Raw genomic sequence first — 26,347 nt, 5'->3', positions numbered from 1 at the left:
CTACTTCCGTACTACTGACGTGACTGGTACCATCGAACTGCCGGAAGGCGTAGAGATGGTAATGCCGGGCGACAACATCAAAATGGTTGTTACCCTGATCCACCCGATCGCGATGGACGACGGTCTGCGTTTCGCAATCCGTGAAGGCGGCCGTACCGTTGGCGCGGGCGTTGTTGCTAAAGTTCTGGGCTAATTACACGTTAATTAGTTTTGAATTGAAAAGGGCGCTTCGGCGCCCTTTTTGCTGCCCGTAATTTGAGCTCGAAATATTTAGTCGTAATTTTGCTCGCTGAACTATGGCGCAAATAAAACTGTGCTATTGTAATCATAACCATTCTCATTTACACTTTGCGCAGAATTTGAACGGGAGCAATCATGTACGTTTGTTTGTGTAATGGTGTAAGTGACAAAAAAATTCGCCAGGCAGTCCGTCAGTTTCATCCGCAATCTTTCCAACAATTGCGTAAGTTTATTCCTGTGGGAAATCAATGCGGTAAGTGCATTCGCGCCGCGCGCGAAGTGATGCAGGACGAGTTGATGCAGATGCCAGAATTTAAAGAGATTGCCTGAAGACCACGCTTATTTTTTGACATCCCGCTAGCCCCATCTACGCTCTAATAGTGGAAGCGGAGGGACTATAAAATGAAAGGTGATGTTAAAATCATAAATTATCTCAATAAACTATTGGGAAATGAGCTTGTCGCAATCAATCAGTATTTTCTCCATGCCCGGATGTTTAAAAACTGGGGCCTGATGCGTCTCAATGACGTCGAATACCATGAATCCATCGATGAGATGAAACACGCTGATAAATATATCGAGCGTATTTTGTTTTTAGAAGGAATCCCCAACTTACAGGATTTAGGCAAACTGGGGATTGGTGAAGATGTCGAGGAGATGCTGCAATCCGACCTGCGATTAGAACTGGAAGGCGCGAAGGATCTCCGTGAGGCTATCGCGTATGCCGACAGCGTTCATGACTATGTTAGCCGTGATATGATGATCGAGATCCTTGCCGATGAAGAAGGTCATATTGACTGGCTCGAAACTGAGCTGGATCTCATCGGTAAAATCGGTTTACAAAATTACCTGCAATCACAAATAAAAGTTAAAGATTAACGGCCTGCTAGCAAACTATCCCAACCTACAACGAAACCCGCAGCCGCCAGAAATGGCCCAAACGGCAGCGGGTTTTTTAATGACTCTTTTCCTCTCATGAGCAGACCAACAACTACGGCTCCGCAAGCGAATGAGGCAGCAAGGAAAACCAGTCGTGGCAAGAAGGTCCAGGTATGCCAGGCACCAAGGGCGGCGAGAAACTTCACATCACCATAGCCTAATCCTTCTTTATGACGCAGTATGCGATACCCCCAGTAAATGACAGCGAATGTGCCGTAACCAATAATCGCCCCCCATAACGCATCGGCTAAACCGTCAGGATTACAAACCTGAGAGAACAAAAGACCTGACCAGAGTAACGGGCAGGTAAATCTGTCAGGTAACAAGCCATGCTTTGCATCCCATAAAAAAAGTAGGACAGATAAACAAGCGTACAAAATCAGAAAGGGAAGGTTAGCGTCCATAAAACATCCTCTGTAATTGGAGTATCACCATCGAATAACTCCGGATGCTCAGCAACAGAGAAATCGCTGATTTGTTAACCTGGTTCCGGTGAAAAACGCTATCTTCACAACCTTACAAATTTCGTGGAATACAGCTCGCAATCTGCGCGTTGCGATTAATTTCTACCCGATGCTTGCGTCAGGCTCAGATTTGCGTATAATGCGCGGGCTTGTCGTAGTTGACAGCAGGTTCAATCTGAACCTCAGTTAGCCGAATTTGGCTACCTAACAATGCTCCCAATCGGGGAGCTACGTAAGAACGGTTACACTCTCCCATCAATCGTAATGGGTCTGAGGAGTAATCATTTTCGTTTATAAAATAATTGGAGCTCTGGTCTCATGCAGAACCAAAGAATCCGTATCCGCCTGAAAGCGTTTGATCATCGTCTGATCGATCAAGCAACCGCGGAAATCGTCGAGACTGCCAAGCGCACTGGTGCGCAGGTCCGTGGTCCGATCCCGCTGCCGACACGCAAAGAGCGCTTCACTGTTCTGATCTCCCCGCACGTCAACAAAGACGCGCGCGATCAGTACGAAATCCGTACTCACTTGCGTCTGGTTGACATCGTTGAGCCAACCGAGAAAACCGTTGATGCTCTGATGCGTCTGGATCTGGCTGCCGGTGTAGACGTGCAGATCAGCCTGGGTTAATCAGGTCATTGAGCGATTGAGAGGTTGAAACAATGATTGGTTTAGTCGGTAAAAAAGTGGGTATGACCCGTATCTTCACAGAAGACGGCGTTTCTATCCCAGTAACCGTAATCGAAGTTGAAGCAAACCGCGTTACTCAGGTTAAAGACCTGGCTAACGATGGCTACCGTGCTATTCAGGTGACCACCGGTGCTAAAAAAGCTAACCGTGTGACCAAGCCTGAAGCTGGCCACTTCGCTAAAGCTGGCGTAGAAGCTGGCCGTGGTCTGTGGGAATTCCGCCTGGCTGAAGGCGAAGAGTTCACTGTAGGTCAGAGCATTAGCGTTGAACTGTTTGCTGACGTTAAAAAAGTTGACGTAACTGGCACCTCTAAAGGTAAAGGTTTCGCAGGTACCGTTAAGCGCTGGAACTTCCGTACCCAGGACGCTACTCACGGTAACTCCTTGTCTCACCGCGTTCCGGGTTCTATCGGTCAGAACCAGACTCCGGGCAAAGTGTTCAAAGGCAAGAAAATGGCAGGTCAGATGGGTAACGAACGTGTAACCGTTCAGAGCCTTGACGTAGTACGCGTTGACGCTGAGCGCAACCTGCTGCTGGTTAAAGGTGCTGTCCCGGGTGCAACCGGTAGCGACCTGATCGTTAAACCAGCTGTGAAGGCGTAAGGAGATAGCAATGGAATTAGTATTGAAAGACGCGCAGAGCGCGCTGACTGTTTCCGAAACTACCTTCGGTCGTGATTTCAACGAAGCGCTGGTTCACCAGGTTGTTGTTGCTTATGCAGCTGGTGCTCGTCAGGGTACTCGTGCTCAGAAGACTCGTGCTGAAGTAACTGGTTCCGGTAAAAAACCGTGGCGCCAGAAAGGCACCGGCCGTGCGCGTTCTGGTTCTATCAAGAGCCCGATCTGGCGTTCTGGTGGCGTGACCTTTGCTGCTCGTCCGCAGGACCACAGTCAAAAAGTTAACAAGAAGATGTACCGCGGCGCGCTGAAAAGCATCCTGTCCGAACTGGTACGTCAGGATCGTCTGATCGTTGTCGAGAAGTTCTCTGTAGAAGCGCCGAAAACTAAGCTGCTGGCACAGAAACTGAAAGACATGGCTCTGGAAGATGTGCTGATCATCACCGGTGAGCTGGACGAAAACCTGTTCCTGGCTGCGCGCAACCTGCACAAGGTTGACGTACGCGATGCAACTGGTATCGACCCGGTTAGCCTGATCGCCTTCGACAAAGTCGTAATGACTGCTGATGCTGTTAAGCAAGTTGAGGAGATGCTGGCATGATTCGTGAAGAACGTCTGCTGAAGGTGCTGCGTGCACCGCACGTTTCTGAAAAAGCGTCTACTGCGATGGAAAAATCCAACACCATCGTACTCAAAGTTGCTAAAGACGCGACCAAAGCAGAAATCAAAGCTGCTGTGCAGAAACTGTTTGAAGTCGAAGTCGAAGTCGTTAACACCCTGGTAGTTAAAGGGAAAGTTAAACGTCACGGACAGCGTATCGGTCGTCGTAGCGACTGGAAAAAAGCTTACGTCACCCTGAAAGAAGGCCAGAATCTGGACTTCGTTGGCGGCGCTGAGTAAGTCGGAGGAGTAATACAATGGCAGTTGTTAAATGTAAACCGACATCTCCGGGTCGTCGCCACGTAGTTAAAGTGGTTAACCCTGAGCTGCACAAGGGCAAACCTTTTGCTCCGTTGCTGGAAAAAAACAGCAAATCCGGTGGTCGTAACAACAATGGCCGTATCACCACTCGTCATATCGGTGGTGGCCACAAGCAGGCTTACCGTATTGTTGACTTCAAACGCAACAAAGACGGTATCCCGGCAGTTGTTGAACGTCTTGAGTACGATCCGAACCGTTCCGCGAACATCGCGCTGGTTCTGTACAAAGACGGTGAACGCCGTTACATCCTGGCCCCTAAAGGCCTGAAAGCTGGCGACCAGATTCAGTCTGGCGTTGATGCTGCAATCAAACCAGGTAACACCCTGCCGATGCGCAACATCCCGGTTGGTTCTACTGTTCATAACGTAGAAATGAAACCAGGTAAAGGCGGTCAGCTGGCACGTTCCGCTGGTACTTACGTTCAGATCGTTGCTCGTGATGGTGCTTATGTCACCCTGCGTCTGCGTTCTGGTGAAATGCGTAAAGTAGAAGCAGACTGCCGTGCAACTCTGGGCGAAGTTGGCAATGCTGAGCATATGCTGCGCGTTCTGGGTAAAGCAGGTGCTGCACGCTGGCGTGGTGTTCGTCCGACCGTTCGCGGTACCGCGATGAACCCGGTAGACCACCCACATGGTGGTGGTGAAGGTCGTAACTTTGGTAAGCACCCGGTAACTCCGTGGGGCGTTCAGACCAAAGGTAAGAAGACCCGCAGCAACAAGCGTACTGATAAATTCATCGTACGTCGCCGTAGCAAATAATTTTAGAGGATAAGCCATGCCACGTTCTCTCAAGAAAGGTCCTTTTATTGACCTGCACTTGCTGAAGAAGGTAGAGAAAGCGGTGGAAAGCGGAGACAAGAAGCCCCTGCGCACTTGGTCCCGTCGTTCAACGATCTTTCCTAACATGATCGGTTTGACCATCGCTGTCCATAATGGTCGTCAGCACGTTCCGGTATTTGTAACCGACGAAATGGTCGGTCACAAACTGGGTGAATTCGCACCGACTCGTACTTATCGCGGCCACGCTGCTGATAAAAAAGCGAAGAAGAAATAAGGTAGGAGGAAGAGATGGAAACTATCGCTAAACATCGCCATGCTCGTTCTTCTGCTCAGAAGGTTCGCCTTGTTGCTGACCTGATTCGCGGTAAGAAAGTGTCGCAGGCTCTGGATATTTTGACCTACACCAACAAGAAAGCGGCTGTACTGGTCAAGAAAGTTCTGGAATCTGCCATTGCTAACGCTGAACACAACGATGGCGCTGACATTGACGATCTGAAAGTTACGAAAATTTTCGTAGACGAAGGCCCGAGCATGAAGCGCATTATGCCGCGTGCAAAAGGTCGTGCAGATCGCATCCTGAAGCGCACCAGCCACATCACTGTGGTTGTGTCCGATCGCTGAGACTCTGGAGACTAGCAATGGGTCAGAAAGTACATCCTAATGGTATTCGCCTGGGTATTGTAAAACCATGGAACTCTACCTGGTTTGCGAACACCAAAGAATTCGCTGACAACCTGGACAGCGATTTTAAAGTACGTCAGTACCTGACTAAGGAACTGGCTAAAGCGTCCGTATCTCGTATCGTTATCGAGCGTCCGGCTAAGAGCATCCGTGTAACCATTCACACTGCTCGCCCGGGTATCGTTATCGGTAAAAAAGGTGAAGACGTAGAAAAACTGCGTAAGGTCGTAGCGGACATCGCTGGCGTTCCTGCACAGATCAACATCGCCGAAGTTCGTAAGCCTGAACTGGACGCAAAACTGGTTGCTGACAGCATCACTTCTCAGCTGGAACGTCGCGTTATGTTCCGTCGTGCTATGAAGCGTGCTGTACAGAACGCAATGCGTCTGGGCGCTAAAGGTATTAAAGTTGAAGTTAGCGGCCGTCTGGGCGGCGCGGAAATCGCACGTACCGAATGGTACCGCGAAGGTCGCGTACCGCTGCACACTCTGCGTGCTGACATCGACTACAACACCTCTGAAGCGCACACCACTTACGGTGTAATCGGCGTTAAAGTGTGGATCTTCAAAGGCGAGATCCTGGGTGGTATGGCTGCTGTTGAACAACCGGAAAAACCGGCTGCTCAGCCTAAAAAGCAGCAGCGTAAAGGCCGTAAATAAGGAGCGTCGCTGATGTTACAACCAAAGCGTACAAAATTCCGTAAAATGCACAAAGGCCGTAACCGCGGTCTGGCGCAGGGTACGGATGTTAGCTTCGGCAGCTTCGGTCTGAAAGCTGTTGGCCGTGGTCGTCTGACTGCCCGTCAGATCGAAGCAGCACGTCGTGCTATGACCCGTGCAGTTAAGCGTCAAGGTAAGATCTGGATCCGTGTGTTCCCGGACAAACCGATCACTGAAAAGCCGCTGGCAGTGCGTATGGGTAAAGGTAAAGGTAACGTGGAGTATTGGGTTGCCTTGATTCAGCCGGGTAAAGTCCTGTATGAAATGGACGGTGTTCCGGAAGAGCTGGCCCGTGAAGCATTCAAGCTGGCAGCAGCGAAACTGCCGATTAAAACCACCTTTGTAACTAAGACGGTGATGTAATGAAAGCAAAAGAGCTGCGTGAGAAGAGCGTTGAAGAGCTGAACACCGAGCTGCTGAACCTGCTGCGTGAGCAGTTCAACCTGCGTATGCAGGCTGCAAGTGGCCAGCTGCAACAGTCTCACCTGTTGAAGCAAGTGCGTCGCGATGTCGCACGCGTTAAGACTTTACTGAACGAGAAGGCGGGTGCGTAATGACCGATAAAATCCGTACTCTGCAAGGTCGCGTTGTTAGCGACAAAATGGAGAAATCCATTGTTGTTGCTATCGAACGTTTTGTGAAACACCCGATCTACGGTAAATTCATCAAGCGTACGACCAAACTGCACGTACATGACGAGAACAACGAATGCGGTATCGGTGACGTGGTTGAAATCCGCGAATGCCGTCCGCTGTCCAAGACTAAATCCTGGACGCTGGTTCGCGTTGTAGAGAAAGCGGTTCTGTAATACAGTACACTCTCTCGATACGAATAAACGGCTCAGAAATGAGCCGTTTATTTTTTCTACCCATATCCTTGAAGCGGTGTTATAATGCCGCGCCCTCGATATGGGGATTTTTAACGACCTGATTTTCGGGTCTCAGTAGTAGTTGACATTAGCGGAGCACTAAAATGATCCAAGAACAGACTATGCTGAACGTCGCCGACAACTCCGGTGCACGTCGCGTAATGTGTATCAAGGTTCTGGGTGGCTCGCACCGTCGCTACGCAGGCGTAGGCGACATCATCAAGATCACCATCAAAGAAGCAATTCCGCGTGGTAAGGTCAAAAAAGGTGATGTGCTGAAGGCGGTAGTGGTGCGCACCAAGAAGGGTGTTCGTCGCCCGGACGGTTCTGTCATTCGCTTCGATGGTAATGCTTGTGTTCTTCTGAACAACAACAGCGAGCAGCCTATCGGTACGCGTATTTTTGGGCCGGTAACTCGTGAGCTTCGTAGTGAGAAGTTCATGAAAATTATCTCTCTGGCACCAGAAGTACTCTAAGGAGCGAATCATGGCAGCGAAAATCCGTCGTGATGACGAAGTTATCGTGTTAACCGGTAAAGATAAAGGTAAACGCGGTAAAGTTAAGAATGTCCTGTCTTCCGGCAAGGTCATTGTTGAAGGTATCAACCTGGTTAAGAAACATCAGAAGCCGGTTCCGGCCCTGAACCAACCGGGTGGCATCGTTGAAAAAGAAGCCGCTATTCAGGTTTCCAACGTAGCAATCTTCAATGCGGCAACCGGCAAGGCTGACCGTGTAGGCTTTAGATTCGAAGACGGCAAAAAAGTCCGTTTCTTCAAGTCTAACAGCGAAACTATCAAGTAATTTGGAGTAGTACGATGGCGAAACTGCATGATTACTACAAAGACGAAGTAGTTAAAAAACTCATGACTGAGTTTAACTACAATTCTGTCATGCAAGTCCCTCGGGTCGAGAAGATCACCCTGAACATGGGTGTTGGTGAAGCGATCGCTGACAAAAAACTGCTGGATAACGCAGCAGCAGACCTGGCAGCAATCTCCGGTCAAAAACCGCTGATCACCAAAGCACGCAAATCTGTTGCAGGCTTCAAAATCCGTCAGGGCTATCCGATCGGCTGTAAAGTAACTCTGCGTGGCGAACGCATGTGGGAGTTCTTTGAGCGCCTGATCACTATTGCTGTACCTCGTATCCGTGACTTCCGTGGCCTGTCCGCTAAGTCTTTCGACGGTCGTGGTAACTACAGCATGGGTGTCCGTGAGCAGATCATCTTCCCAGAAATCGACTACGATAAAGTCGACCGCGTTCGTGGTTTGGATATTACCATTACCACTACTGCGAAATCTGACGAAGAAGGCCGCGCTCTGCTGGCTGCCTTTGACTTCCCGTTCCGCAAGTAAGGTAGGGTTACTAAATGGCTAAGCAATCAATGAAAGCACGCGAAGTAAAACGCGTAGCTTTAGCTGATAAATACTTCGCGAAACGCGCTGAACTGAAAGCGATCATCTCTGATGTGAACGCTTCCGACGAAGATCGTTGGAACGCTGTTCTCAAGCTGCAGACTCTGCCGCGTGATTCCAGCCCGTCTCGTCAGCGTAACCGCTGCCGTCAAACAGGTCGTCCGCATGGTTTCCTGCGGAAGTTCGGGTTGAGCCGTATTAAGGTCCGTGAAGCCGCTATGCGCGGTGAAATCCCGGGTCTGAAAAAGGCTAGCTGGTAATTGTCACCAATTGAATCACGGGAGTAAAGACAGATGAGCATGCAAGATCCGATCGCGGATATGCTGACCCGTATCCGTAACGGTCAGGCCGCGAACAAAGCTGCGGTCACCATGCCTTCCTCCAAGCTGAAAGTGGCAATCGCCAACGTGCTGAAGGAAGAAGGTTTTATTGAAGATTTTAAAGTTGAAGGCGACACCAAGCCTGAACTGGAACTTACTCTGAAGTATTTCCAGGGCAAAGCTGTTGTAGAAAGCATTCAGCGTGTCAGCCGCCCAGGTCTGCGCATCTATAAACGTAAAGATGAGCTGCCGAAAGTTATGGCGGGTCTGGGTATCGCAGTTGTTTCTACCTCTAAAGGTGTTATGACTGATCGTGCAGCGCGCCAGGCTGGTCTTGGTGGCGAAATTATCTGCTACGTAGCCTAATCGGAGGAAAAAATGTCTCGTGTTGCTAAAGCACCGGTCGTTGTTCCTGCCGGCGTTGACGTAAAAATCAACGGTCAGGTTATTACGATCAAAGGTAAAAACGGCGAGCTGACTCGTACTCTCAACGATGCTGTTGAAGTTAAACATGCAGATAATACCCTGACCTTCGGTCCGCGTGATGGTTACGCAGACGGTTGGGCACAGGCTGGTACCGCGCGTGCCCTGCTGAACTCAATGGTTATCGGTGTTACCGAAGGCTTCACTAAGAAGCTGCAGCTGGTTGGTGTAGGTTACCGTGCAGCGGTTAAAGGCAATGTGATTAACCTGTCTCTGGGTTTCTCTCATCCTGTTGACCATCAGCTGCCTGCGGGTATCACTGCTGAATGTCCGACTCAGACTGAAATCGTGCTGAAAGGCGCTGATAAGCAGGTGATCGGCCAGGTTGCAGCGGATCTGCGCGCCTACCGTCGTCCTGAGCCTTATAAAGGCAAGGGTGTTCGTTACGCCGACGAAGTCGTGCGTACCAAAGAGGCTAAGAAGAAGTAAGGTAACACTATGGATAAGAAATCTGCTCGTATCCGTCGTGCGACCCGCGCACGCCGCAAGCTCCAGGAGCTGGGCGCAACTCGCCTGGTGGTACATCGTACCCCGCGTCACATTTACGCACAGGTAATTGCACCGAACGGTTCTGAAGTTCTGGTAGCTGCTTCTACTGTAGAAAAAGCTATCGCTGAACAACTGAAGTACACCGGTAACAAAGACGCGGCTGCAGCTGTGGGTAAAGCTGTCGCTGAACGCGCTCTGGAAAAAGGCATCAAAGATGTATCCTTTGACCGTTCCGGGTTCCAATATCATGGTCGTGTCCAGGCACTGGCAGATGCTGCCCGTGAAGCTGGCCTTCAGTTCTAAGGTAGAGGTGTAAGATGGCTCACATCGAAAAACAAGCTGGCGAACTGCAGGAAAAGCTGATCGCGGTAAACCGCGTATCTAAAACCGTTAAAGGTGGTCGTATTTTCTCCTTCACAGCTCTGACTGTAGTTGGCGATGGTAACGGTCGCGTTGGTTTTGGTTACGGTAAAGCGCGTGAAGTTCCAGCAGCGATCCAGAAAGCGATGGAAAAAGCCCGTCGCAATATGATTAACGTCGCGCTGAATAACGGCACTCTGCAACACCCTGTTAAAGGTGTTCACACGGGTTCTCGCGTATTCATGCAGCCGGCTTCCGAAGGTACCGGTATCATCGCCGGTGGTGCAATGCGCGCCGTTCTGGAAGTCGCTGGGGTTCATAACGTTCTGGCTAAAGCATATGGTTCCACCAACCCGATCAACGTGGTTCGTGCAACTATTGATGGCCTGGAAAATATGAATTCTCCAGAAATGGTCGCTGCCAAGCGTGGTAAATCCGTTGAAGAAATTCTGGGGAAATAAACCATGGCAAAGACTATTAAAATTACTCAAACCCGCAGTGCAATCGGTCGTCTGCCGAAACACAAGGCAACGCTGCTTGGCCTGGGTCTGCGTCGTATTGGTCACACCGTAGAGCGCGAGGATACTCCTGCTATTCGCGGTATGATCAACGCGGTTTCCTTCATGGTTAAAGTTGAGGAGTAAGAGATGCGTTTAAATACTCTGTCTCCGGCCGAAGGCTCCAAAAAGGCGGGTAAACGCCTGGGTCGTGGTATCGGTTCTGGCCTCGGTAAAACCGGTGGTCGTGGTCACAAAGGTCAGAAATCTCGTTCTGGCGGTGGCGTACGTCGCGGTTTCGAGGGTGGTCAGATGCCTCTGTACCGTCGTCTGCCGAAATTCGGCTTCACTTCTCGTAAAGCAGCGATTACAGCCGAAGTTCGTCTGTCTGACCTGGCTAAAGTAGAAGGCGGTGTTGTAGACCTGAACACGCTGAAAGCGGCTAACATTATCGGTATCCAGATCGAGTTCGCGAAAGTGATCCTGGCTGGCGAAGTAACGACTCCGGTAACTGTTCGTGGCCTGCGTGTTACTAAAGGCGCTCGTGCTGCTATCGAAGCTGCTGGCGGTAAAATCGAGGAATAAGTAGCAGATGGCTAAACAACCGGGATTAGATTTTCAAAGTGCCAAAGGTGGCTTAGGCGAGCTGAAACGCAGACTGCTGTTTGTTATCGGTGCGCTGATTGTGTTCCGTATTGGCTCTTTTATTCCGATCCCTGGTATTGATGCCGCTGTACTTGCCAAACTGCTTGAGCAACAGCGAGGCACCATCATTGAGATGTTTAACATGTTCTCTGGTGGTGCTCTCAGCCGTGCTTCTATCTTTGCTCTGGGGATCATGCCGTATATTTCGGCGTCGATCATTATCCAGCTGCTGACGGTGGTTCACCCAACGTTGGCAGAAATTAAGAAAGAAGGGGAGTCTGGTCGTCGTAAGATCAGCCAGTACACCCGTTACGGTACTCTGGTGCTGGCAATATTCCAGTCGATCGGTATTGCTACCGGTCTGCCGAATATGCCTGGTATGCAAGGCCTGGTGATTAACCCAGGCTTTGCATTCTACTTCACCGCTGTTGTAAGTCTGGTCACAGGAACGATGTTCCTGATGTGGTTGGGCGAACAGATTACTGAACGAGGTATCGGCAACGGTATTTCAATCATTATCTTCGCCGGTATTGTCGCGGGACTCCCGCCAGCCATTGCCCATACTATCGAGCAAGCGCGTCAAGGCGACCTGCACTTCCTCGTGTTGCTGTTGGTTGCAGTATTAGTATTTGCAGTGACGTTCTTTGTTGTATTTGTTGAGCGTGGTCAACGCCGCATTGTGGTAAACTACGCGAAACGTCAGCAAGGTCGTCGTGTCTATGCTGCACAGAGCACACATTTACCGCTGAAAGTGAATATGGCGGGGGTAATCCCGGCAATCTTCGCTTCCAGTATTATTCTGTTCCCGGCGACCATCGCGTCATGGTTCGGGGGCGGTACTGGTTGGAACTGGCTGACAACAATTTCGCTGTATTTGCAGCCTGGGCAACCGCTTTATGTGTTACTCTATGCGTCTGCAATCATCTTCTTCTGTTTCTTCTACACGGCGTTGGTTTTCAACCCGCGTGAAACAGCAGATAACCTGAAGAAGTCCGGTGCATTTGTACCAGGAATTCGTCCGGGAGAGCAAACGGCGAAGTATATCGATAAAGTAATGACCCGCCTGACCCTGGTTGGTGCGCTGTATATTACCTTTATCTGCCTGATCCCGGAGTTCATGCGTGATGCAATGAAAGTACCGTTCTACTTCGGTGGGACCTCACTGCTTATCGTTGTTGTCGTGATTATGGACTTTATGGCTCAAGTGCAAACTCTGATGATGTCCAGTCAGTATGAGTCTGCATTGAAGAAGGCGAACCTGAAAGGCTACGGCCGATAATTGGTCGCCCGAGAAGTTACGGAGAGTAAAAATGAAAGTTCGTGCTTCCGTCAAGAAATTATGCCGTAACTGCAAAATCGTTAAGCGTGATGGTGTCATCCGTGTGATTTGCAGTGCCGAGCCGAAGCATAAACAGCGCCAAGGCTGATTTTTTCGCATATTTTTCTTGCAAAGTTGGGTTGAGCTGGCTAGATTAGCCAGCCAATCTTTTGTATGTCTGTGCGTTTCCATTTGAGTATCCTGAAAACGGGCTTTTCAGCATGGAACGTACATATTAAATAGTAGGAGTGCATAGTGGCCCGTATAGCAGGCATTAACATTCCTGATCATAAGCATGCCGTAATCGCATTAACTTCGATTTATGGCGTCGGCAAGACCCGTTCTAAAGCCATCCTGGCTGCAGCGGGTATCGCTGAAGATGTTAAGATCAGTGAGCTGTCTGAAGGACAAATCGACACGCTGCGTGACGAAGTTGCCAAATTTGTCGTTGAAGGTGATCTGCGCCGTGAAATCAGCATGAGCATCAAGCGCCTGATGGATCTTGGTTGCTATCGCGGTTTGCGTCATCGTCGTGGTCTCCCGGTTCGCGGTCAGCGTACCAAGACCAACGCACGTACCCGTAAGGGTCCGCGCAAACCGATCAAGAAATAATCGGGGTGATTGAATAATGGCAAAGGCACCAATTCGTGCACGTAAACGTGTAAGAAAACAAGTCTCTGACGGCGTGGCTCATATCCATGCTTCTTTCAACAACACCATCGTGACTATCACTGATCGTCAGGGTAACGCGTTGGGTTGGGCAACAGCCGGTGGTTCCGGTTTCCGTGGTTCTCGCAAATCCACTCCGTTTGCAGCTCAGGTTGCAGCAGAGCGTTGCGCTGACGCCGTGAAAGAATACGGCATCAAGAATCTGGAAGTTATGGTTAAAGGTCCGGGTCCAGGCCGCGAATCTACTATTCGTGCTCTGAACGCCGCAGGTTTCCGCATCACTAATATTACTGATGTGACTCCGATCCCTCATAACGGTTGTCGTCCGCCGAAAAAACGTCGCGTATAACGCCTCGTTTTCCAGGTTTGTTGGAGAAAGAAAATGGCAAGATATTTGGGTCCTAAGCTCAAGCTGAGCCGTCGTGAGGGCACCGACTTATTCCTTAAGTCTGGCGTTCGCGCGATCGATACCAAGTGTAAAATTGAACAAGCTCCTGGCCAGCACGGTGCGCGTAAACCGCGTCTGTCTGACTATGGTGTGCAGTTGCGTGAAAAGCAAAAAGTTCGCCGTATCTATGGTGTGCTGGAGCGTCAGTTCCGTAACTACTACAAAGAAGCAGCACGTCTGAAAGGCAACACCGGTGAAAACCTGTTGGCTCTGCTGGAAGGTCGTCTGGACAACGTTGTATACCGTATGGGCTTCGGTGCCACTCGTGCAGAAGCACGTCAGCTGGTTAGCCATAAAGCAATTATGGTAAACGGTCGTGTTGTTAACATCGCTTCTTATCAGGTTAGTCCGAATGACGTTGTAAGCATTCGTGAGAAAGCGAAGAAGCAGTCTCGCGTGAAAGCCGCTCTGGAGCTGGCTGAGCAGCGTGAAAAGCCAACCTGGCTGGAAGTTGATGCTGGCAAGATGGAAGGTACGTTTAAGCGTAAGCCGGAGCGTTCTGATCTGTCTGCGGACATTAACGAACACCTGATCGTCGAGCTTTACTCCAAGTAAAGCTTAGTACCAAAGAGAGGACACAATGCAGGGTTCTGTGACAGAGTTTCTAAAACCGCGCCTGGTTGATATCGAGCAAGTGAGTTCGACGCACGCCAAGGTGACCCTTGAGCCTTTAGAGCGTGGCTTTGGCCATACTCTGGGTAACGCACTGCGCCGTATTCTGCTCTCATCGATGCCGGGTTGCGCGGTGACCGAGGTTGAGATTGATGGTGTACTACATGAGTACAGCACCAAAGAAGGCGTTCAGGAAGATATCCTGGAAATCCTGCTCAACCTGAAAGGGCTGGCGGTGAGAGTTCAGGGCAAAGATGAAGTTATTCTTACCTTGAATAAATCTGGCATTGGCCCTGTGACTGCAGCCGATATCACCCACGACGGTGATGTCGAAATCGTCAAGCCGCAGCACGTGATCTGCCACCTGACCGATGAGAACGCGTCTATTAGCATGCGTATCAAAGTTCAGCGCGGTCGTGGTTATGTGCCGGCTTCTACCCGAATTCATTCGGAAGAAGATGAGCGCCCAATCGGCCGTCTGCTGGTCGACGCATGCTACAGCCCTGTGGAGCGTATTGCCTACAATGTTGAAGCAGCGCGTGTAGAACAGCGTACCGACCTGGACAAGCTGGTCATCGAAATGGAAACCAACGGCACAATCGATCCTGAAGAGGCGATTCGTCGTGCGGCAACCATTCTGGCTGAACAACTGGAAGCTTTCGTTGACTTACGTGATGTACGTCAGCCTGAAGTGAAAGAAGAGAAACCAGAGTTCGATCCGATCCTGCTGCGCCCTGTTGACGATCTGGAATTGACTGTCCGCTCTGCTAACTGCCTTAAAGCAGAAGCTATCCACTATATCGGTGATCTGGTACAACGTACCGAGGTTGAGCTCCTTAAAACGCCTAACCTTGGTAAAAAATCTCTTACTGAGATTAAAGACGTGCTGGCTTCCCGTGGACTGTCTCTGGGCATGCGCCTGGAAAACTGGCCACCGGCAAGCATCGCTGACGAGTAACCGGATCACAGGTTAAGGTTTTACTGAGAAGGATAAGGTCATGCGCCATCGTAAGAGTGGTCGTCAACTGAACCGCAACAGCAGCCATCGCCAGGCTATGTTCCGCAATATGGCAGGTTCACTGGTTCGTCATGAAATCATCAAGACGACTCTGCCTAAAGCGAAAGAGCTGCGCCGCGTAGTTGAGCCGCTGATTACTCTTGCCAAGACTGATAGCGTTGCTAATCGTCGTCTGGCATTCGCCCGTACTCGTGATAACGAGATCGTGGCAAAACTGTTTAACGAACTGGGCCCGCGTTTCGCGAGCCGTGCCGGTGGTTACACTCGTATTCTGAAGTGTGGCTTCCGTGCAGGCGACAACGCGCCGATGGCTTACATCGAGCTGGTTGATCGTTCAGAGAAAGCAGAAGCTGCTGCAGAGTAATCTGAAGCAACGTAAAAAAACCCGCCCCGGCGGGTTTTTTTATACCCGTAGCATCCCCACTTATCTACAATAGCTGTACTCTTTTTGTTCATCCCCTGGAGTATTTATGTGGTTACTTGACCAGTGGGCAGAGCGTCATATAGCAGAAGCGCAAGCGAAAGGTGAGTTTGATAACCTGGCAGGTAGCGGCGAACCATTGATACTGGATGATGATTCTCACGTGCCACCGGAATTACGTGCGGGGTATCGCTTGCTGAAGAATGCCGGTTGCTTACCGCCAGAACTTGAGCAACGGAGAGAAGCAATTCAGCTTCTGGATATCCTGAGAGGTATCCGTCACGATGATCCGCAATATCAAGAGGTTAGCCGTCGATTGTCATTACTGGAATTGAAGCTGCGACAAGCTGGATTGAGTACCGATTTTTTACGCGGCGATTATGCTGACAAGTTGTTGGACAAAATCAACGATAACTAGTGGAGTATGTATGTATCGCATTGGTGAGCTGGCAAAAATGGCGGAAGTAACACCTGACACGATTCGTTATTACGAAAAACAGCAGATGATGGAGCATGAAGTGCGTACTGAAGGCGGGTTTCGCCTGTATACCGAAAGCGATCTCCAGCGATTGAAATTTATCCGCCATGCCAGACAACTAGGTTTCAGTCTGGAGTCGATCCGCGAGTTGCTGTCGATCCGCATCGATCCTGAACACCATACCTGTCAGGAGTCAAAAGGCATTGTGCAGGAAAGATTGCAGGAAGTCGAAGCACGGATAGCCGAGTTGCAGAGTATGCAGCGTTCCTTGCAACGCCTTAACGATGCCTGTTGTGGGACCGCCCATAGCAGTGTTTATTGTTCGATTCTTGAAGCTCTTGAACAAGGGGCGAGTGGCGTTAAGAGTGGCTGTTGATTTTTTGCACTGGCAGGATTACACTCGCGCCGTAAAATAACCAATTGGAGTTTTTATGAGCCGATATCAGCATACTAAAGGGCAGATAAAGGATAATGCGATAGAAGCATTACTACATGATCCCTTATTCCGACAGCGCGTAGAGAAAAATAAGAAGGGGAAAGGCAGTTACATGCGAAAAGGAAAACATGGCAATCGGGGGAACTGGGAGGCCAGTGGCAAGAAAGTAAATCACTTTTTTACCACTGGTCTTCTGCTTTCAGGCGCTTGTTAAGAGCGGTTATTCTGCTCTTTCAGCAAATCACGAATTTCTGCCAGTAATACTTCTTCTTTAGTTGGTGCAGGTGCGGCAGCTGGTTCTTCTTTTTTCCGATTCAGTTTGTTGATTAGCTTAATCGCCATAAAGATGGCAAAGGCCACAATCAGAAAATCAAAGACGTTTTGAATGAAGACACCGTAATGCATCACAACAGCAGGGATATCCCCCTGCGCATCGCGTAGCGTGACAGCAAACTGTTTAAAGTCGATCCCGCCAATTAATAAGCCCAGAGGTGGCATGATGATATCGGCAACCAGTGAAGATACAATCTTCCCGAATGCCGCACCGATAATGACACCCACCGCCAAATCCACCACGTTCCCGCGCATCGCAAATTCGCGAAATTCTTTAATAATGCTCATGTTATTCTCCCTATGAAGCCGACAACCATAAGTCTAACAAATGTTAAGCCATTTTCCTGCCAGGAATGAATTTAATTAATCCTTGATAATCAAAGGGAAATAATAAGGCGTCATTAGACGCCTTATTAATTACAAGAAGAAAGGGCTTGGCTGGAAGAGTCTTTCGACGTCGGTAATAAACTTTTTATCTGTGAGGAACATAATTACGTGATCGCCTTGCTCAATGCGCAGATTGTCATTGGCAATCATCACGTCGTTTCCACGTACCACCGCTCCAATAATCGTTCCTGGCGGTAGCTTGATTTCGTCAATGACTCTGCCGACAACGCGTGAGGTGCTTTCATCACCGTGAGCAACGGCTTCAATAGCTTCTGCTACGCCGCGGCGCAATGAGGAAACACCAACAATATCTGCTTTTCGCACATGGCTAAGCAACGCAGAAATAGTTGCTTGTTGTGGTGAAATCGCAATATCGATCACACTCCCCTGAACCAGATCCACATAAGCGCGACGCTGGATCAATACCATCACCTTTTTCGCACCCATACGTTTGGCAAGCATGGCGGACATGATATTGGCCTCGTCATCGTTGGTGACGGCAATAAACAGATCAACTTGATCGATATGTTCTTCGGCCAGCAGTTCTTGATCCGACGCATCACCAAAAAAGACGATCGTATTCTGCAACTTTTCCGCCAGTTCGGCAGCGCGCTGCTGATTACGTTCGATGAGTTTAACGCTGTAATCTTTTTCCAGACGACGCGCCAGCCCTGCACCGATATTACCGCCACCAACCAGCATGATCCGCTTATACGGTTTTTCCAGTCGCTGTAATTCACTCATCACCGCACGGATATGCTGTGAAGCGGCAATAAAGAACACTTCATCACCAGCTTCCACAATGGTCGAACCTTGTGGACGAATGGGGCGATCGTGGCGGAAAATTGCTGCCACACGAGTATCGATATGTGGCATATGTTCGCGCATGGTCGAAAGTGCGTTACCAATCAGCGGGCCGCCATAATAGGCTTTAACCACAGCGAGGCTGACTTTACCCTCAGCGAAGTTCACCACCTGCAATGCGCCGGGATACTCAATCAGTCGGTAAATATTATCGATAACCAACTGCTCTGGTGCGATCAGATGATCAATCGGTACAGCATCTGAATGAAATAGCTTATCGGCATCGCGCACGTAGTCTGGTGAGCGGATGCGAGCGATGCGATTAGGGGTGTTGAAAAGTGAGTAGGCTACCTGGCAGGCAACCATATTGGTTTCATCTGAACTGGTTACAGCAACCAGCATATCGGCGTCGTCGGCACCTGCCTCCCGCAATACGCGTGGATGAGAGCCATGCCCCTGCACGACTCGCAGGTCAAATTTATCCTGCAAGGTCCGCAGACGCTCACCGTTGGTATCGACAACAGTGATATCGTTGTTCTCGCCAACCAGGTTTTCCGCCAGTGTGCCGCCAACCTGGCCGGCACCCAGAATGATAATTTTCATCAGTCGCGACCCGTTATCTCATCACTTTTTGATTAGCTTAGCGTAAAAGAAGCCGTCGCCCTCTTCGGCACCAGGCAGATTTTGTTTACCCGGTTGCTCTGGTGTTCCTGTTTCGCAAAGTTCGGCATCAGCGGTACGTTGCAAAAAGGCTTTAATCTGCAGGCTATTCTCTTCCGGTAACACCGAACAGGTGGCATAGACCAGGGTTCCACCGGATTTTAAATGCGGCCAAATGGCGTCGAGAATTTCAGACTGCAATTGCGCGAGTTCCGGGATATCGCGATCGCGACGTAACCATTTAATATCCGGATGGCGACGAATCACACCGGTTGCTGAACAAGGCGCATCTAATAAAATGCGATCAAACTGTTGCTCGCCACACCATTGGGAAGGGTAGCGGCCATCACCTTGTTTCACGGTCGCTTTCATACCAAGGCGTTTTAAATTGTCGTAAACGCGAGAGAGGCGCTGTTCGTCAATATCAACCGCAACAACCTGCGCTTCTGGTGCCACCTCAAGGATATGCGTTGTTTTACCGCCGGGGGCGGCACAAAGATCCAGAATGTGTTCACCGTTTTGTGGCGCAAGCCAGGTCATGCAACCTTGTGCTGATGCATCCTGAACGGTAACCCATCCGTCTTCAAAACCAGGTAGCGCATGAACAGGTGCAGGTGTTTCCAGCCGTACAGCATCAGGGTAATCCGCATGCGGGAAACCTTTCATTCCTGCTTCATCCAACAATGCAAGCCAGCTGTCGCGGGAATGATGCGTACGATTAACGCGCAGCCACATTGGCGGACGCTGGTTATTGGCTTCGACGATGGATTGCCACTGCTCTGGATACGCTTTTTGCAGACGCTTCAGCAACCAGGAAGGATGCAGATAACGTGCATCACTGGCATTAAACTCGGCTAATAACTCTTCTTGCTGACGCTGGAACTGGCGTAATACACCGTTTATCAACCCTTTAAGTTGCGGACGCTTAATTGCGATAGCGCCTTCAACCGTTTCAGCCAGCGCAGCATGAGGTGGAATGCGGGTATAAAGCAGTTGATACAAACCAACCATAATCAGGTAATGCACGGTCCGCTGTTTGCCGGTCATCGGACGGGCCATTAACTTATTAATCAGCCAGTCTAACTGCGAAAGCGTACGCAGTACGCCAAAGCACAACTCTTGAAGAAGTGCTTTGTCTTTATCGGAAACTTTTTGCTGGAGCGGTGGCAGAATGTTGCTTAATGATTGCCCTTGCTCGACGACTTGTTCAACGGCCTGGGCCGCCATGCTACGTAAATTACGTTGTTTTTTCATAAGTATAAAAACGCCCGGCAAGACCGGGCTTAGAAGAGTGGACTATCAGACCAGACGGTTGCCCGGAACAAACCATTCCCGACGAGAGTTCAGGAGGTCTTGCGCGCTCATCGCTTTCTTACCCGCAGGTTGTAACGAGAGCAGGTTCAGGATGCCATCACCAGTCGCAACCTGAATGCCTTGTTTGTTGGCTTCAAGGATCGTTCCTGGTGCAGCGTTGGTTGCCGTATCAATGACCGATGCTTTCCAGACTTTAACCGGCTGTCCTTCAATTTCCAGCCAGCTCATTGGCCATGGATTGAAAGCGCGAATGCAGCGTTCAAGCTGTGCTGCCGAAAGTGACCAGTCAATACGCGCTTCTTCTTTACTCAACTTTTCGGCGTAAGTGACAAGAGTTTCGTCCTGAACTTCTGGTTTCGCCGTGCCGTCTGCCAGTTGTTTCAACGTGGTGATAAGCCCTTGTGGGCCAAGCTCTGCCAGCTTGTCGTACAGCGTACCACTGGTATCTTCTGCAGTAATCGGGCAGGAGAGCTTATAGAGCATGTCACCGGTGTCTAAACCAACATCCATTTGCATAATGGTCACACCAGTTTCTGCATCACCCGCCCATAGTGAGCGTTGGATTGGTGCAGCACCGCGCCAGCGTGGCAGCAGTGAACCATGAACGTTGATACAGCCAAGACGCGGCATCTCCAGCACAGCTTTAGGCAGAATTAAACCATAGGCGACGACGACCATAACATCAGCCTGCAGATCGGCGACCAGTTGCTGGTTTTCTTGTGGACGCAGGGAAACAGGTTGAAAAACGGGCAGACCTTTTTCCTCAGCCAGAACTTTAATCGGGCTGGGCATCAGTTTTTTACCGCGTCCTGCCGGTCGGTCTGGCTGGGTGAACACGCCAACGACGTTATGACCAGAAGACAACAGCGCGTCGAGATGACGCGCTGCAAAGTCAGGTGTACCCGCAAAAATAATACGTAGTGATTCTGACACGTTAGTTCTTATCCTTAAGCCCGGGCTTTCAGACGATCCAGTTTTTCAACTTTCTGACGAATACGTTGTTGTTTCAGCGGTGACAGATAATCCATAAACAGTTTGCCGACCAGGTGATCCATCTCATGCTGAATACAGATGGCTAACAGACCATCTGCCTCCAGTTCAAATGGTTTACCGTCGCGGTCCAGGGCGCGAATTTTAACTTTCTCTGCGCGTGGCACTAAAGCACGTTGTTCAGGGATCGACAGGCAACCTTCTTCAATGCCTGTTTCGCCGCTTTTTTCTAAAAGCTCCGGATTGATTAACACCAGCCGTTCGTCACGGTTTTCCGAAACATCAATAACAATGATACGTTGATGGATATCAACCTGGGTTGCCGCCAGGCCAATACCTTCTTCTGCGTACATCGTCTCGAACATATCATCGACGATACGCTGAATTTCTGCATTCACTTCTTCTACCGGTTTAGCAACTTTGCGAAGCCGCTCGTCCGGAATATGTAACACTTGCAAAACTGACATAAATCTCCAGAGATGTGTTCAGGAGTTAGAAAGATTATTTCTTCTATTCTAGACAAATCCCCCTCTGATTGACAGCATCACTGACCAATCGCAAAGATTGCTAAGGCTGCTTATGGCAGGGAGATAAGGATGGTCGATACAGAAATTTGGCTGCGTTTAATGAGTATCAGCAGCTTGTACGGCGATGATATGGTCCGTATAGCTCACTGGCTGGCAAAACAGTCGCAAATTGATGCGGTTGGATTGCAGCAAACAGGGCTTACATTGCGGCAGGCACAACGCTTTCTTTCATTTCCGCGAAAGAGTATCGAAAGCTCACTTTGTTGGTTGGAGCAACCCAACCATCATTTAATCCCTGCGGACAGCGAATTTTATCCTCCTCAACTTCTGGTGACGACAGATTACCCCGGCGCACTGTTTGTTGAAGGAGAACTGCACGCGCTGCATTCATTTCAGCTTGCCGTAGTGGGGAGTCGGGCGCATTCATGGTATGGCGAGCGATGGGGACGGTTATTTTGCGAAACTCTGGCGACGCGTGGAGTGACAATTACGAGTGGACTGGCGCGTGGAATCGATGGTGTGGCGCATAAAGCTGCCTTACAGGTAAATGGCGTCAGCATTGCTGTATTGGGGAATGGACTTAATACCATTCATCCCCGCCGCCATGCCCGACTGGCTGCCAGTCTGCTTGAACATGGCGGAGCTCTCGTCTCGGAATTTCCCCTCGATGTTCCACCCCTTGCTTACAATTTCCCACGAAGAAATCGCATTATCAGTGGTCTAAGTAAAGGTGTACTGGTGGTGGAAGCGGCTTTGCGCAGTGGTTCGCTGGTGACAGCACGTTGTGCGCTTGAGCAGGGGCGTGAAGTTTTTGCCTTGCCAGGTCCAATAGGGAATCCGGGAAGCGAAGGGCCTCACTGGTTAATAAAACAAGGTGCGATTCTTGTGACGGAACCGGAAGAAATTCTGGAAAACTTGCAATTTGGATTGCACTGGTTGCCAGACGCCCCTGAAAATTCATTTTATTCACCAGATCAGCAAGACGTGGCATTGCCATTTCCTGAGCTCCTGGCTAACGTAGGAGATGAGGTAACACCTGTTGACGTCGTCGCTGAACGTGCCGGCCAACCTGTGCCAGAGGTAGTTACTCAACTACTCGAACTGGAGTTAGCAGGATGGATCGCAGCTGTACCCGGCGGCTATGTCCGATTGAGGAGGGCATGCCATGTTCGACGTACTAATGTATTTGTTTGAAACCTATATTCACACAGAAGCTGAGTTGCGTGTGGATCAAGACAAACTTGAACAGGATCTTACCGACGCAGGATTTGATCGAGAAGATATCTACAATGCCCTGCTTTGGCTGGAAAAGCTTGCGGATTATCAGGAAGGACTGGCAGAACCGATGCAACTGGCCTCTGATCCACTCTCCATGCGTATTTATACCCCTGAGGAGTGTGAAAGACTGGATGCCAGCTGTCGTGGTTTTCTGCTTTTCCTTGAGCAAATTCAGGTGCTTAACCTTGAAACCCGTGAAATGGTGATAGAGCGAGTGCTCGCGCTGGATACCGCAGAGTTCGACCTGGAAGACCTGAAATGGGTAATCCTGATGGTGTTGTTCAATATTCCGGGCTGCGAAAATGCGTACCAGCAAATGGAAGAATTACTCTTTGAAGTGAATGAAGGTATGCTGCATTAATCATTTCTTTAATTCAGCATAAGTTGTTATGGCGAAATCAGCACTGTTCACGGTGCGTAATAATGAGTCCTGCCCAAAGTGCGGGGCTGAACTGGTTATTCGATCCGGGAAACACGGTCCGTTTCTTGGATGCTCACAGTATCCGGCGTGTGACTACGTCCGTCCTCTGAAATCTTCAGCGGATGGACATATTGTCAAAGTTCTGGAGGGGCAGGTTTGCCCTGCATGTGGCGCAAATCTGGTATTACGCCAGGGACGCTTTGGTATGTTTATTGGTTGCAGTAACTACCCTGAATGCGAACATACCGAACTTATCGATAAACCGGACGAAACAGCAATTACATGCCCCCAATGCCGGACGGGCCATCTGGTCCAGCGCCGCTCCCGTTATGGCAAAACATTTCACTCCTGTGATCGCTACCCGGAGTGTCAATTTGCCATTAACTTCAAACCCATAGCTGGAGAATGCCCTGAGTGTCATTATCCACTACTCATCGAAAAGAAAACCGCGCAGGGTGTAAAACACTTTTGTGCCAGTAAACAATGTGGAAAGCCGGTTTCGGCGGAATAATAACGTGAATAATAACCTGCAAGGAGACGCTATCGCAGCTGCGATAGATGTCCTCAATGAAGAACGTGTCATCGCCTATCCAACGGAAGCCGTTTTCGGTGTTGGGTGCGATCCTGATAGCGAAACAGCAGTGATGAGACTGTTGGAGTTAAAACAGCGTCCGGTTGATAAGGGGCTGATTTTAATCGCGGCAAATTACGAGCAGCTTAAACCCTATATTGATGACACCATGCTGACTGATGCGCAGCGTGAAACCATTTTTTCCCGCTGGCCAGGTCCTGTCACCTTTGTCTTTCCCGCGCCTGCGACAACACCGCGCTGGTTGACGGGCCGCTTTGATTCGCTTGCTGTACGAGTCACCGACCATCCGTTGGTGGTTGCTTTGTGCCAGGCTTATGGTAAACCGCTGGTTTCTACCAGTGCCAACTTGAGTGGATTGCCACCTTGTCGAACAGTAGACGAAGTTCGCGCACAATTTGGCGCGGCGTTCCCGGTTGTGCCTGGTGAAACGGGGGGGCGTTTAAATCCTTCAGAAATCCGCGATGCCCTGACGGGTGAACTGTTTCGACAGGGGTAACATAATGGAAACCTATGCTGTTTTTGGTAATCCGATAGCCCACAGCAAATCGCCATTCATTCATCAGCAATTTGCTCAGCAACTGAATATTGAACATCCCTATGGGCGCGTGTTGGCACCCATCAATGATTTCATCAACACACTGAACGCTTTCTTTCGTGCTGGTGGTAAAGGTGCGAATGTGACGGTGCCTTTTAAAGAAGAGGCTTTTGCCAGAGCGGATGAGCTTACTGAACGGGCAGCGTTGGCTGGTGCTGTTAATACCCTCAAGCGGTTAGAAGATGGACGCCTGCTGGGTGACAATACCGATGGTATAGGTTTGTTAAGCGATCTGGAACGTCTGTCTTTTATCCGTCCTGGTTTACGTATTCTGCTCATCGGCGCTGGTGGAGCATCTCGCGGCGTACTACTGCCACTTCTTTCCCTGGACTGTGCGGTGACAATCACTAATCGGACGGTATCCCGCGCGGAAGAGTTGGCTAAATTGTTTGCGCACACTGGCAGTATTCAGGCGTTGGGTATGGACGAACTGGAAGGTCATGAGTTTGATCTCATTATTAATGCAACATCCAGTGGCATCAGTGGTGATATTCCGGCGATCCCGTCATCGCTCATTCATCCAGGCATTTATTGCTATGACATGTTCTATCAGAAAGGAAAAACTCCTTTTCTGGCATGGTGTGAGCAGCGAGGCTCAAAGCGTAATGCTGATGGTTTAGGAATGCTGGTGGCACAGGCGGCTCATGCCTTTCTTCTCTGGCACGGTGTTCTGCCTGACGTAGAACCAGTTATAAAGCAATTGCAGGAGGAATTGTCCGCGTGAATCAGGCCATCCAGTTTCCGGACAGAGAAGAGTGGGACGAGAATAAAAAATGTGTATGTTTTCCCGCTCTCGTGAATGGCATGCAACTGACATGTGCGATCTCTGGCGAGAGTCTGGCGTATCGTTTTACTGGAGATACGCCAGAACAGTGGTTAGCGAGTTTTCGTCAGCATCGCTGGGATCTGGAAGAAGAAGCGGAAAACTTAATTCAGGAACAAAGTGAAGATGATCAAGGCTGGGTCTGGTTACCCTGATCCAGATATTCGTCCTTCCATTTCACGTAATTATTCGCGGAATAGCGTAACCCAGCCTTCTCTTCATCACTTAACGGGCGGATCTGTTTGACGGGGCTACCGAGATACAGATATCCGCTCTCCAGCCGTTTATTTTGTGGGACCAGACTACCCGCACCAATCATCACATCATCTTCTACTATTGCGCCATCAAGTAAAATTGAGCCCATCCCAACCAAAACTCGATTGCCAATGGTGCAGCCGTGGAGCATCACCTTGTGACCAACAGTGACATCTTCGCCAATGGTTAATGGGTTGCCATCTGGGTTGTACGAGGATTTATGAGTGACATGCAACATACTGCCATCCTGGATATTGGTGCGTGCTCCGATCTGTACATAATGTACATCTCCACGAATCACAACGAGCGGCCAGATCCCCACATCATCAGCCAGACGAACGTCACCAATCACGACACTGCTATCGTCGATCATTACGCGCTGACCGATTTGTGGAAAAAGATCGCGGTATGGGCGTAAAACATCAGACATACTTACCTCAGCAATAAATGATTTACTAATGACTTTGGGGGCATTATTGGCCTTGTGCAAGTCTTTTAGTATGCAAAAAAGCACCGTTTTGTGTGCGATTGCAGCAAAAAGGGTGAAAAAACAACAAACAGAAAAAAAGATCAAAAAAATACTTGTGCAAAAAATTGGGATCCCTATAATGCGCCTCCGTTGAGACGACAACGTGAAACACTTCACAAGATGGTCGTAACAACGAAGAGAAAAAATCCTGAAATTCAGGGTTGACTCTGAAAGAGGAAAGCGTAATATACGCCACCTCGCGACAGTGCGCTAAAGCGCGTCGCAACTGCTCTTTAACAATTTATCAGACAA

46 protein-coding genes and 1 pseudogene are annotated in these 26,347 nt (G+C 49.7%); 40 read left to right on the top strand and 7 right to left on the bottom strand.

Annotated features, from left to right (window positions below):
* The 3 genes and pseudogenes from tuf to bfr all read left to right on the top strand — a co-directional run.
* Positions 1-193: pseudogene (gene tuf / locus ACJHW7_RS23830) on the top strand (elongation factor Tu); the annotation flags it as partial.
* 182 nt (positions 194-375) lie between these two features.
* Positions 376-570 carry a bacterioferritin-associated ferredoxin gene (bfd, locus tag ACJHW7_RS23825; protein ID WP_000289090.1) on the top strand — a complete coding sequence of 65 codons (195 nt, stop codon included), beginning with the start codon at positions 376-378 and terminating at the stop codon, positions 568-570.
* Positions 571-642: 72 nt separating this feature from the next.
* Positions 643-1,119, top strand: a complete 477-nt coding sequence (gene bfr / locus ACJHW7_RS23820) for a bacterioferritin (protein WP_000675515.1) — start codon at positions 643-645, stop codon at positions 1,117-1,119.
* Here bfr and ACJHW7_RS23815 read toward each other — a convergent pair.
* Positions 1,116-1,583, bottom strand: a complete 468-nt coding sequence (locus ACJHW7_RS23815) for a prepilin peptidase (protein ID WP_000339836.1) — start codon at positions 1,581-1,583, stop codon at positions 1,116-1,118. The genes bfr and ACJHW7_RS23815 overlap by 4 nt on opposite strands.
* A 378-nt stretch (positions 1,584-1,961) precedes the next feature.
* Between ACJHW7_RS23815 and rpsJ the strand changes: the two genes are divergently transcribed.
* The 31 genes from rpsJ (at position 1,962) to arfA (ending at position 16,801) form a co-directional block, all read left to right on the top strand.
* The gene (gene rpsJ / locus ACJHW7_RS23810; protein WP_001181004.1) at positions 1,962-2,273 is read left to right on the top strand and encodes a 30S ribosomal protein S10; all 312 of its coding nucleotides are present in this window, start codon (positions 1,962-1,964) and stop codon (positions 2,271-2,273) included.
* Between the two features lie 32 nt (positions 2,274-2,305).
* On the top strand, positions 2,306-2,935 hold the full coding sequence (rplC, locus tag ACJHW7_RS23805; RefSeq protein WP_000579833.1) for a 50S ribosomal protein L3: 630 nt from the start codon (positions 2,306-2,308) through the stop codon (positions 2,933-2,935).
* A gap of 10 nt (positions 2,936-2,945) precedes the next feature.
* A complete protein-coding gene (rplD, locus tag ACJHW7_RS23800; protein ID WP_000424395.1) occupies positions 2,946-3,551 on the top strand; it encodes a 50S ribosomal protein L4 in 606 nt (201 codons plus the stop codon).
* Positions 3,548-3,850 (top strand): 50S ribosomal protein L23, encoded by a 303-nt coding sequence (rplW, locus tag ACJHW7_RS23795; RefSeq protein WP_000617544.1) that lies wholly within the window; start codon positions 3,548-3,550, stop codon positions 3,848-3,850. Before rplD ends, rplW begins: the two co-directional genes overlap by 4 nt.
* A gap of 17 nt (positions 3,851-3,867) precedes the next feature.
* Positions 3,868-4,689 carry a 50S ribosomal protein L2 gene (rplB, locus tag ACJHW7_RS23790; RefSeq protein ID WP_000301864.1) on the top strand — a complete coding sequence of 274 codons (822 nt, stop codon included), beginning with the start codon at positions 3,868-3,870 and terminating at the stop codon, positions 4,687-4,689.
* A 16-nt stretch (positions 4,690-4,705) separates the two neighbouring features.
* Entirely contained in the window at positions 4,706-4,984 is a 279-nt protein-coding gene (gene rpsS / locus ACJHW7_RS23785) for a 30S ribosomal protein S19 (RefSeq protein ID WP_001138117.1), read from the top strand.
* A 14-nt stretch (positions 4,985-4,998) separates the two neighbouring features.
* Positions 4,999-5,331, top strand: a complete 333-nt coding sequence (gene rplV, locus ACJHW7_RS23780) for a 50S ribosomal protein L22 (protein WP_000447529.1) — start codon at positions 4,999-5,001, stop codon at positions 5,329-5,331.
* Between the two features lie 17 nt (positions 5,332-5,348).
* Positions 5,349-6,050, top strand: coding sequence for a 30S ribosomal protein S3 (rpsC, locus tag ACJHW7_RS23775; RefSeq protein ID WP_000529945.1), 702 nt, complete (start codon positions 5,349-5,351; stop codon positions 6,048-6,050).
* 12 nt (positions 6,051-6,062) lie between these two features.
* Entirely contained in the window at positions 6,063-6,473 is a 411-nt protein-coding gene (rplP, locus tag ACJHW7_RS23770) for a 50S ribosomal protein L16 (RefSeq protein ID WP_000941212.1), read from the top strand.
* On the top strand, positions 6,473-6,664 hold the full coding sequence (rpmC, locus tag ACJHW7_RS23765; protein ID WP_000644741.1) for a 50S ribosomal protein L29: 192 nt from the start codon (positions 6,473-6,475) through the stop codon (positions 6,662-6,664). The genes rplP and rpmC overlap by 1 nt, the downstream gene beginning before the upstream one ends.
* Positions 6,664-6,918, top strand: coding sequence for a 30S ribosomal protein S17 (gene rpsQ, locus ACJHW7_RS23760; protein WP_000130100.1), 255 nt, complete (start codon positions 6,664-6,666; stop codon positions 6,916-6,918). The genes rpmC and rpsQ overlap by 1 nt, the downstream gene beginning before the upstream one ends.
* A gap of 164 nt (positions 6,919-7,082) precedes the next feature.
* Positions 7,083-7,454: a 50S ribosomal protein L14 gene (gene rplN / locus ACJHW7_RS23755; protein WP_000613955.1), complete on the top strand. Its 372-nt coding sequence runs from the start codon at positions 7,083-7,085 to the stop codon at positions 7,452-7,454.
* 10 nt (positions 7,455-7,464) lie between these two features.
* Entirely contained in the window at positions 7,465-7,779 is a 315-nt protein-coding gene (rplX, locus tag ACJHW7_RS23750; protein ID WP_000729185.1) for a 50S ribosomal protein L24, read from the top strand.
* Between the two features lie 14 nt (positions 7,780-7,793).
* Entirely contained in the window at positions 7,794-8,333 is a 540-nt protein-coding gene (gene rplE / locus ACJHW7_RS23745) for a 50S ribosomal protein L5 (protein ID WP_001096200.1), read from the top strand.
* Positions 8,334-8,347: 14 nt separating this feature from the next.
* Positions 8,348-8,653, top strand: coding sequence for a 30S ribosomal protein S14 (gene rpsN / locus ACJHW7_RS23740; RefSeq protein ID WP_001118930.1), 306 nt, complete (start codon positions 8,348-8,350; stop codon positions 8,651-8,653).
* A gap of 33 nt (positions 8,654-8,686) precedes the next feature.
* The gene (gene rpsH, locus ACJHW7_RS23735) at positions 8,687-9,079 is read left to right on the top strand and encodes a 30S ribosomal protein S8 (protein ID WP_000062611.1); all 393 of its coding nucleotides are present in this window, start codon (positions 8,687-8,689) and stop codon (positions 9,077-9,079) included.
* 12 nt (positions 9,080-9,091) lie between these two features.
* Positions 9,092-9,625 (top strand): 50S ribosomal protein L6, encoded by a 534-nt coding sequence (gene rplF / locus ACJHW7_RS23730; RefSeq protein ID WP_000091945.1) that lies wholly within the window; start codon positions 9,092-9,094, stop codon positions 9,623-9,625.
* 9 nt (positions 9,626-9,634) lie between these two features.
* On the top strand, positions 9,635-9,988 hold the full coding sequence (rplR, locus tag ACJHW7_RS23725; protein ID WP_000358960.1) for a 50S ribosomal protein L18: 354 nt from the start codon (positions 9,635-9,637) through the stop codon (positions 9,986-9,988).
* 14 nt (positions 9,989-10,002) lie between these two features.
* Positions 10,003-10,506, top strand: a complete 504-nt coding sequence (rpsE, locus tag ACJHW7_RS23720; RefSeq protein ID WP_000940121.1) for a 30S ribosomal protein S5 — start codon at positions 10,003-10,005, stop codon at positions 10,504-10,506.
* Positions 10,507-10,509: 3 nt separating this feature from the next.
* Positions 10,510-10,689 (top strand): 50S ribosomal protein L30, encoded by a 180-nt coding sequence (rpmD, locus tag ACJHW7_RS23715; protein WP_001140433.1) that lies wholly within the window; start codon positions 10,510-10,512, stop codon positions 10,687-10,689.
* Positions 10,690-10,692: 3 nt separating this feature from the next.
* Entirely contained in the window at positions 10,693-11,127 is a 435-nt protein-coding gene (gene rplO / locus ACJHW7_RS23710; RefSeq protein WP_001238917.1) for a 50S ribosomal protein L15, read from the top strand.
* A gap of 7 nt (positions 11,128-11,134) precedes the next feature.
* The gene (gene secY / locus ACJHW7_RS23705; RefSeq protein ID WP_001118861.1) at positions 11,135-12,466 is read left to right on the top strand and encodes a preprotein translocase subunit SecY; all 1,332 of its coding nucleotides are present in this window, start codon (positions 11,135-11,137) and stop codon (positions 12,464-12,466) included.
* Between the two features lie 31 nt (positions 12,467-12,497).
* Positions 12,498-12,614, top strand: coding sequence for a 50S ribosomal protein L36 (gene rpmJ / locus ACJHW7_RS23700; protein ID WP_000868187.1), 117 nt, complete (start codon positions 12,498-12,500; stop codon positions 12,612-12,614).
* Positions 12,615-12,760: 146 nt separating this feature from the next.
* Positions 12,761-13,117 (top strand): 30S ribosomal protein S13, encoded by a 357-nt coding sequence (rpsM, locus tag ACJHW7_RS23695; protein ID WP_000090775.1) that lies wholly within the window; start codon positions 12,761-12,763, stop codon positions 13,115-13,117.
* Positions 13,118-13,133: 16 nt separating this feature from the next.
* Positions 13,134-13,523: a 30S ribosomal protein S11 gene (gene rpsK / locus ACJHW7_RS23690; RefSeq protein WP_001029684.1), complete on the top strand. Its 390-nt coding sequence runs from the start codon at positions 13,134-13,136 to the stop codon at positions 13,521-13,523.
* A gap of 33 nt (positions 13,524-13,556) precedes the next feature.
* Positions 13,557-14,177 carry a 30S ribosomal protein S4 gene (gene rpsD, locus ACJHW7_RS23685; RefSeq protein ID WP_000135224.1) on the top strand — a complete coding sequence of 207 codons (621 nt, stop codon included), beginning with the start codon at positions 13,557-13,559 and terminating at the stop codon, positions 14,175-14,177.
* 25 nt (positions 14,178-14,202) lie between these two features.
* A complete protein-coding gene (locus ACJHW7_RS23680; protein WP_001162094.1) occupies positions 14,203-15,192 on the top strand; it encodes a DNA-directed RNA polymerase subunit alpha in 990 nt (329 codons plus the stop codon).
* Between the two features lie 40 nt (positions 15,193-15,232).
* Positions 15,233-15,616, top strand: coding sequence for a 50S ribosomal protein L17 (gene rplQ / locus ACJHW7_RS23675; protein ID WP_001216368.1), 384 nt, complete (start codon positions 15,233-15,235; stop codon positions 15,614-15,616).
* A gap of 106 nt (positions 15,617-15,722) precedes the next feature.
* Positions 15,723-16,091 (top strand): DUF1992 domain-containing protein, encoded by a 369-nt coding sequence (locus ACJHW7_RS23670; protein WP_000266492.1) that lies wholly within the window; start codon positions 15,723-15,725, stop codon positions 16,089-16,091.
* Between the two features lie 10 nt (positions 16,092-16,101).
* Positions 16,102-16,527 carry a Zn(2+)-responsive transcriptional regulator gene (gene zntR, locus ACJHW7_RS23665; protein ID WP_000285607.1) on the top strand — a complete coding sequence of 142 codons (426 nt, stop codon included), beginning with the start codon at positions 16,102-16,104 and terminating at the stop codon, positions 16,525-16,527.
* Between the two features lie 55 nt (positions 16,528-16,582).
* Complete coding sequence (gene arfA, locus ACJHW7_RS23660) at positions 16,583-16,801, top strand: alternative ribosome-rescue factor ArfA (protein WP_000092696.1); 219 nt, start codon at positions 16,583-16,585, stop codon at positions 16,799-16,801.
* On the opposite strand, the gene mscL is transcribed toward arfA, so the two are convergent.
* The 5 genes from mscL to def all read right to left on the bottom strand — a co-directional run bounded on the left by mscL (position 16,798) and on the right by def (position 21,542).
* Positions 16,798-17,208 (bottom strand): large-conductance mechanosensitive channel protein MscL, encoded by a 411-nt coding sequence (gene mscL, locus ACJHW7_RS23655; protein WP_000022439.1) that lies wholly within the window; start codon positions 17,206-17,208, stop codon positions 16,798-16,800. The two genes, arfA and mscL, sit on opposite strands and share 4 nt — an antisense overlap.
* A 129-nt stretch (positions 17,209-17,337) precedes the next feature.
* Positions 17,338-18,714, bottom strand: coding sequence for a Trk system potassium transporter TrkA (gene trkA, locus ACJHW7_RS23650; RefSeq protein ID WP_000691382.1), 1,377 nt, complete (start codon positions 18,712-18,714; stop codon positions 17,338-17,340).
* A 21-nt stretch (positions 18,715-18,735) separates the two neighbouring features.
* On the bottom strand, positions 18,736-20,025 hold the full coding sequence (gene rsmB, locus ACJHW7_RS23645) for a 16S rRNA (cytosine(967)-C(5))-methyltransferase RsmB (protein ID WP_000744779.1): 1,290 nt from the start codon (positions 20,023-20,025) through the stop codon (positions 18,736-18,738).
* A gap of 45 nt (positions 20,026-20,070) precedes the next feature.
* Positions 20,071-21,018: a methionyl-tRNA formyltransferase gene (fmt, locus tag ACJHW7_RS23640; RefSeq protein WP_000004432.1), complete on the bottom strand. Its 948-nt coding sequence runs from the start codon at positions 21,016-21,018 to the stop codon at positions 20,071-20,073.
* Between the two features lie 14 nt (positions 21,019-21,032).
* Positions 21,033-21,542: a peptide deformylase gene (gene def, locus ACJHW7_RS23635; protein ID WP_000114984.1), complete on the bottom strand. Its 510-nt coding sequence runs from the start codon at positions 21,540-21,542 to the stop codon at positions 21,033-21,035.
* Positions 21,543-21,671: 129 nt separating this feature from the next.
* Between def and dprA the strand changes: the two genes are divergently transcribed.
* Genes dprA through ACJHW7_RS23605 form a run of 6 tightly spaced genes read left to right on the top strand, consistent with a single transcriptional unit; the run spans position 21,672 to position 25,466 of the window.
* Complete coding sequence (gene dprA / locus ACJHW7_RS23630) at positions 21,672-22,796, top strand: DNA-protecting protein DprA (RefSeq protein ID WP_000228535.1); 1,125 nt, start codon at positions 21,672-21,674, stop codon at positions 22,794-22,796.
* Positions 22,768-23,241 carry a DUF494 family protein Smg gene (smg, locus tag ACJHW7_RS23625; RefSeq protein WP_000460672.1) on the top strand — a complete coding sequence of 158 codons (474 nt, stop codon included), beginning with the start codon at positions 22,768-22,770 and terminating at the stop codon, positions 23,239-23,241. The genes dprA and smg overlap by 29 nt, the downstream gene beginning before the upstream one ends.
* A 28-nt stretch (positions 23,242-23,269) precedes the next feature.
* A complete protein-coding gene (locus tag ACJHW7_RS23620) occupies positions 23,270-23,812 on the top strand; it encodes a type I DNA topoisomerase (RefSeq protein ID WP_001129723.1) in 543 nt (180 codons plus the stop codon).
* A 4-nt stretch (positions 23,813-23,816) separates the two neighbouring features.
* Positions 23,817-24,389, top strand: a complete 573-nt coding sequence (gene tsaC, locus ACJHW7_RS23615; RefSeq protein WP_001297709.1) for an L-threonylcarbamoyladenylate synthase type 1 TsaC — start codon at positions 23,817-23,819, stop codon at positions 24,387-24,389.
* A gap of 4 nt (positions 24,390-24,393) precedes the next feature.
* Positions 24,394-25,212 carry a shikimate dehydrogenase gene (gene aroE / locus ACJHW7_RS23610; protein WP_000451211.1) on the top strand — a complete coding sequence of 273 codons (819 nt, stop codon included), beginning with the start codon at positions 24,394-24,396 and terminating at the stop codon, positions 25,210-25,212.
* A complete protein-coding gene (locus ACJHW7_RS23605; protein ID WP_001070563.1) occupies positions 25,209-25,466 on the top strand; it encodes a DUF1488 domain-containing protein in 258 nt (85 codons plus the stop codon). Before aroE ends, ACJHW7_RS23605 begins: the two co-directional genes overlap by 4 nt.
* Here ACJHW7_RS23605 and ACJHW7_RS23600 read toward each other — a convergent pair.
* Positions 25,442-25,996: a gamma carbonic anhydrase family protein gene (locus ACJHW7_RS23600; protein WP_001286216.1), complete on the bottom strand. Its 555-nt coding sequence runs from the start codon at positions 25,994-25,996 to the stop codon at positions 25,442-25,444. The genes ACJHW7_RS23605 and ACJHW7_RS23600 overlap by 25 nt on opposite strands.
* Positions 25,997-26,347 lie beyond the last annotated feature (351 nt).

This window comes from Escherichia sp. WS1152, assembly GCF_046487665.1.
Taxonomy (GTDB): domain Bacteria; phylum Pseudomonadota; class Gammaproteobacteria; order Enterobacterales; family Enterobacteriaceae; genus Escherichia; species Escherichia coli.
Note: the sequence above shows the minus strand (reverse complement) of the source record. Positions and strands in the feature narration are given on the sequence as shown.